Raw genomic sequence first — 4982 nt, forward strand, 5'->3', positions numbered from 1 at the left:
CAAAGCGCGGTCCCATCTGCACCGGTTACAGAAACGGCCCGAGCGCATCAGGCGCTATTTCAAACACCCGAACATAACCTATGCGGCCGCGGCCGGATGATTCTGATTTAATTGCCGGGACAATAACAGATTGCCGGGAGCGATACTCTCACGATCACGAGGTATTGAAAGCAGGCCCTGCGTCGCTATCGATATTTGGGGTACCGTCAGCCTGCCGTGCCGTATAAGTTTTCCGCACATTGGCCATGTCCGACTGATTGGCGCGGGGTGTTTGTCCTCGATTACCGGCGGTTCGGCGGCCATAGTGTTGGCTGGCTGTGTTATCGGTTGCGTGCCCCATCAATGCCGCAATTTCGGTTAACGAGAGTCCTGCACATTTGGTATTGGCGGCAAACTGATGGCGAGCGGAATACAGCGTGATGTGCTGTTGCCGCTTTGGCCATAGGCATCGCGTCACGCGAAAAAGGCGGTCACCGCACTGTTTTTGCAGCTGTCCAAAATCAGCAAAATCCTGAATTCGGCTGATAAAGGCCGCGATGATGTTTTTTTGCTCTGGTGTTAGGGTGTCAAGATGCAGCCGTCGGGCGGGGCCGTGGGCGCGACCATTCGTGGCCTTGGCGTTTTTGACTATTAAGGTATCGCCGTCAAGTCGAGCAAATTGCCATTCGCAGGGCCGGAGCCCTGTGGCGATCCCGGCCACTAACCAAGCGGCGATCAACTGATCGTGGCGACCATTCCCTTCGCAGAGTTTCCCTACAAGTTTACGCAGATCACGATCTGTAAGCTTTTTCAGTTTTTTGGCTGAAGTATTTTGACTCCGATGCGTACAGCCTTGATTGATTACTTGGCTCAGTTGTAGCGCCAAAGCCGTAAAACCCTGATCCATAAAAAAGTAGACAAGGGCCGATTTGTACTGGCGCCAAGTGGCCTTGGCGAACTCCTCCCGACGATTAATAAGCCAATCGTAAAAAGCCTCCGGATGCGCGCGCCAGCATTTGCCGTGCTCGTGCTTAAATCGGCGGATCAGTTGTTCCGCGCGATTCTGGTACGCTCGATTAGTACTGGGTGTACGGGTCGGTAATGAGCTTGGCATCAGGAGCGATTCCTAGGTAGTCAGTTAAATATTGAGTATGGTCGATTTCCGATAAACCGATTGAGGTTGCCCTGAGCGCCGCCTGATCGCTTGCTTTACCGCTCCGGCGTAGTGCTGATAGTTACTTTGATGACCGGCGCTACAAACCGCTGTGAGCCGCTGTGAGCCGAGGCGATCCGAGGTGAGGTGAGGTGAGATAGGGTAGGTTGATGCATCCCGTTGACGTCAATAGCCATTCGGTTTCCTCCAGTTCGCGTATCAGCGCAGCGTAGTGACTGCGATGGCGACGCTGTTCGGCGAGATCGCCTTCGCTCAGTTTGTCGGCGGGCAAATTCGGTTGATATTCGAACTCCACCAGCGTTCGGTACAGATCGGCACCATTTCGTGGAAAGGTCTCAGGGAACGGACTTCTCTGAGGTTTAAAGGCAACAGTCATGGTATTAGTGATGGCGCAACACACGCCTAACCGAGCCGGTCGACGGACGGCATTTCGTCAAGCGAATGAGTTTAGGGTCCTGAGAGAACCAACCAGACTTCGCGGGAATACCAGACCTCCCCAGTCGTTCGTCGTTCCATTATCGAGCGGGCGGTACTCGGTTCGGCTTGCTTGGCTTGTAAATAGGTCATCCCTGACCTCAAGAGCTCAATCCATAACCCGGCTGGCGCCGGTGGCCCGATAGCCCCGGTACTGCGACTCGGCCGTGAGTTTGGCTGTTTGATCGCTGTTGACCGGCACCGTGACGATGACGCGTAGCGTCGCGTTCGGACCTGCACTCGGGGCCTGACGTTGGAGGGATACGTTGAAGCGGTATTGTCGGATTGTCATCGCGCATCTCCTTTCGAAACGGGGCACGTTGCGGGGAATCGAACGAGGCTCCGTCGACGCGACGGTCGCCCGGTGTCGACGGAAGGAAGCCTAATCCACAGGTGCGACATCCAATGTCCAATGAATGCGAATCAAACGGTTCGGGATTCGAGAGGTATTGTAGCGGTTGGGACTCGGAAGCATGAGCGGGCAGGGCAGTGGCCGGTGGGTTGGACATGGTTTGTCGCAGGTCCCGGTTATTCTGGCCGCGTTCTCCACTTCCGCGAGGTGAGTCTCGATGATCCGACGCCGTTCCGCTGCCGCCCATTCAACCCTCCCCGCCGATTCGGCCTCCGATATTCGCGATTGCAGCGCCGCCTGGTGTCTGCGCCTCCTGATCGATTTCGAACTGGATCGGTGTTTCACCCGGGCTTCGTTCTTTGGGGATGAGAAGACTATCCTCGAGGCGCTTGGGCTTGGTAGCTTGGTCGGCAAACTCGACGAACTGCCGGCGGCGGCTCTCCGCAAGCATCTTGTACAGCGTTATCGAAAACTGGCGCCGCGGCTTGAGGCTTGGCCGCCGGTGATTTCCCGCAACCTCGCGCTGCTGCACGATACGCTGCCACTGAATCCGGCCGAGGAACGGATTCTCGTCTTCACCGTACTGATGCACTATGCTAAGTCGCTGTATAAGACGACCGAATTGTTCGGGGATGAGCTCACGACGCGGGACGCGCTCGAGCTTTTGGCCCGGATTCTCCAGTTGTCCTTCGGGGAGGTTCAGAAGGCGCTGGCCCCGGAGGCGCTGTTGCCGTCGCTCGGCCTGGTGAGGGTCGATGCCCGAAATACCTATGCACTCCCCGGAAAGCTCGATCTCATGCCGGGATTGGCCGATTTTCTGCTGATTGAGCAAGCCGAGCCCGACGCCTTGTTGAATCGATTCTGTGAACGGGCGGCCCCACCGACATTGCGCCGCGCCGATTTTGCCCACTGCGACGAAGACTATCGCCTCTGCTTCTCGTACCTCCAGGCGGTACTGGAAAAGCGCACGGCCGGGGTGAATATCCTGCTCTACGGCCAGTCAGGCACCGGCAAGACCGAGTTCGTGCGCACTGTGGCGGAGGACTTGGCGGTGCCGCTCTATGAAGTGAAAATCGCGGACGAGGACGATGGCGAGCCCTTAACGGGCGCCCGACGCCTTTCCGCCTATCAGCTTGCGCAACGCCTCCTCGGGCGGCAAGACAAAAGCCTGCTGCTCTTCGATGAAATCGAGGACGTGTTTCCGCAGACCACAGGCTGGTTTGGCCCCAGCCGCGCGGATCTGCGGCACAAGGCGTGGATGAACCGGGTGTCGGAGAGTAACACCGTGCCGGCGATCTGGGTGAGCAATGCGATTGAACAGATCGATCCCGCCTATCTTCGCCGCTTCGATCTCATCCTGGAATTCACGCCGCCCCCGCAGTCGGTGCGGCAACGCATGATCGAGCGTCATTTGATCGATATTCCCCTGCGCCGCGAATGTGTCGAACGTCTGGCCTCGTGCGAGCGCCTGGCGCCGGCCTATATCGAACGCGCCGTGAAAGTGGTCCGGCACCTGCCGGCCGATGCCACGCTGCAGATCGAGCGGTCCTTCGAACGAGTGCTCGCCAATACCCTCCAGGTCATAGGTTACGCAGCGCCACTCTCGACCTGCGAACCGCGGCTCGAATCCCTGAACTACCGTTTGGACTGGCTCAATCCGGATCGCGATCTCGCATCGATCCTTGAAGGGCTCAAACGCCATCGGCAGGGTCGACTCTGTTTTTACGGTCCCCCCGGCACCGGTAAGAGTGCTCTGGCGCAGCACATCGCCAAGGTCGTGGATCGCCCGTTGCGGCTCAAACGGGCTTCTGACCTCTTGTCGCCCTATCTCGGCGAGACCGAGCAGCGGATTGCCCAGCTGTTCCGGGAGGCCGCCCAGGATCAGGCGGTGTTGGTGATCGACGAGGCCGACAGTTTTCTTCGCGATCGGGCCAGCGCTCAGCGTGCCTGGGAGGTCACCCAGGTCAATGAGCTGTTGGTGCAGATCGAACACTTTACGGGAATCCTCATCATGTCCACCAATCTGGTGGAGACGCTCGATGGTGCGAGCCTTCGCCGTTTCGACTTCAAGATCCGCTTCGACTATCTGACACCCGACCAGGTCCTTGGCCTGTTTGCGGATCTCCTGGCCAAAACGGGGGCTGATGATCGGGATGTGCCGGAAGGCATCCGGACGGCGCTCCGGGCGCTCTATAATCTGACGCCGGGAGACTTTGCCAATGTGTTTTGGCAGGTGCGGCTGACCGGCGGGGCGTCGGGTGCCGAGGCACTGCTCGAACGGCTGGCAGCGGAAAGCCGAATGAAGCCGGGAGCGAAGGCGCGGGCCATCGGGTTTGTGACGAGTTGATCGACCAGCCCACTTCCGGGGCGCTCAGTTCCGGGTGGGCAGCTTGTCAAGCAACGAACCACGAGTGTCCGCATTTGTGAGCTCGTGCCTGACGGCTTGAAGCGGGAAGCCTTGCTGCACGATGCCGCGGAAGCCTATCTCGGTGATCTGGTCAAGCCGCTCAAGGCGCTGCTGCCGGAGTTCGTGGCCATCGAGCATCAGATGATGGCGGCGATCGCCCGTGCCCTTGGACTTGGCGATTGGACCTACGCCGACATCAAGCGCGCCGACCGCATCGCGCTCGCGACCGAAAAACGCAACCTGATGCCGTACTCGGTCGACCCCGGAGTGAGCTGTGACGCGCGGCTCAGCCTTGAGTCGGCCCTTGCAGCCTATGGACCCAAGAGAAGCCAATCTGGCGTTTCTCGAGACCAACGCGCCATGGTTTGAGCGTTGCGAGTGCGCCGGTTGTCGTCCGCGGACGGTCGTTCGAGATCGGTCCACGGCCGTTCACCATCCGGGCCGTGTAGGCCGCCTATACTTAAATTGGGCTGGGGCGGCGCTCGACGACAACAGGTGATGCGAGTCGGACAGCAAGCCGGCCCTGAAGGTAACGAAAAAGGAAAGGAGCAGTCATTGGATCACATGATGACACCGGAAGAAGCGGTTCTGTATCA

The 4982-nt window shown here is 58.9% G+C and carries 5 protein-coding genes; 2 read left to right on the forward strand and 3 right to left on the reverse strand.

Annotation, left to right across the window (positions count from 1 at the left end; all coding sequences use genetic code 11):
* Positions 1-154: 154 nt before the first annotated feature.
* From ABJK70_RS19985 to ABJK70_RS19995, 3 genes are all read right to left on the reverse strand, one after another.
* On the reverse strand, positions 155-1093 hold the full coding sequence (locus ABJK70_RS19985; protein ID WP_347258873.1) for a hypothetical protein: 939 nt from the start codon (positions 1091-1093) through the stop codon (positions 155-157).
* A gap of 139 nt (positions 1094-1232) precedes the next feature.
* Positions 1233-1529: a hypothetical protein gene (locus tag ABJK70_RS19990; protein ID WP_347258874.1), complete on the reverse strand. Its 297-nt coding sequence runs from the start codon at positions 1527-1529 to the stop codon at positions 1233-1235.
* Positions 1530-1736: 207 nt separating this feature from the next.
* Positions 1737-1919, reverse strand: a complete 183-nt coding sequence (locus ABJK70_RS19995) for a hypothetical protein (RefSeq protein ID WP_347258875.1) — start codon at positions 1917-1919, stop codon at positions 1737-1739.
* A gap of 277 nt (positions 1920-2196) precedes the next feature.
* Between ABJK70_RS19995 and ABJK70_RS20000 the strand changes: the two genes are divergently transcribed.
* A complete protein-coding gene (locus tag ABJK70_RS20000; RefSeq protein ID WP_347258876.1) occupies positions 2197-4326 on the forward strand; it encodes an ATP-binding protein in 2130 nt (709 codons plus the stop codon).
* An 84-nt stretch (positions 4327-4410) separates the two neighbouring features.
* Positions 4411-4755, forward strand: coding sequence for a hypothetical protein (locus ABJK70_RS20005; RefSeq protein ID WP_347258877.1), 345 nt, complete (start codon positions 4411-4413; stop codon positions 4753-4755).
* The last annotated feature ends 227 nt before the right edge of the window (positions 4756-4982 follow it).

This window comes from Methylocaldum sp. (assembly GCF_039794385.1).
Lineage (GTDB): Bacteria > Pseudomonadota > Gammaproteobacteria > Methylococcales > Methylococcaceae > Methylocaldum.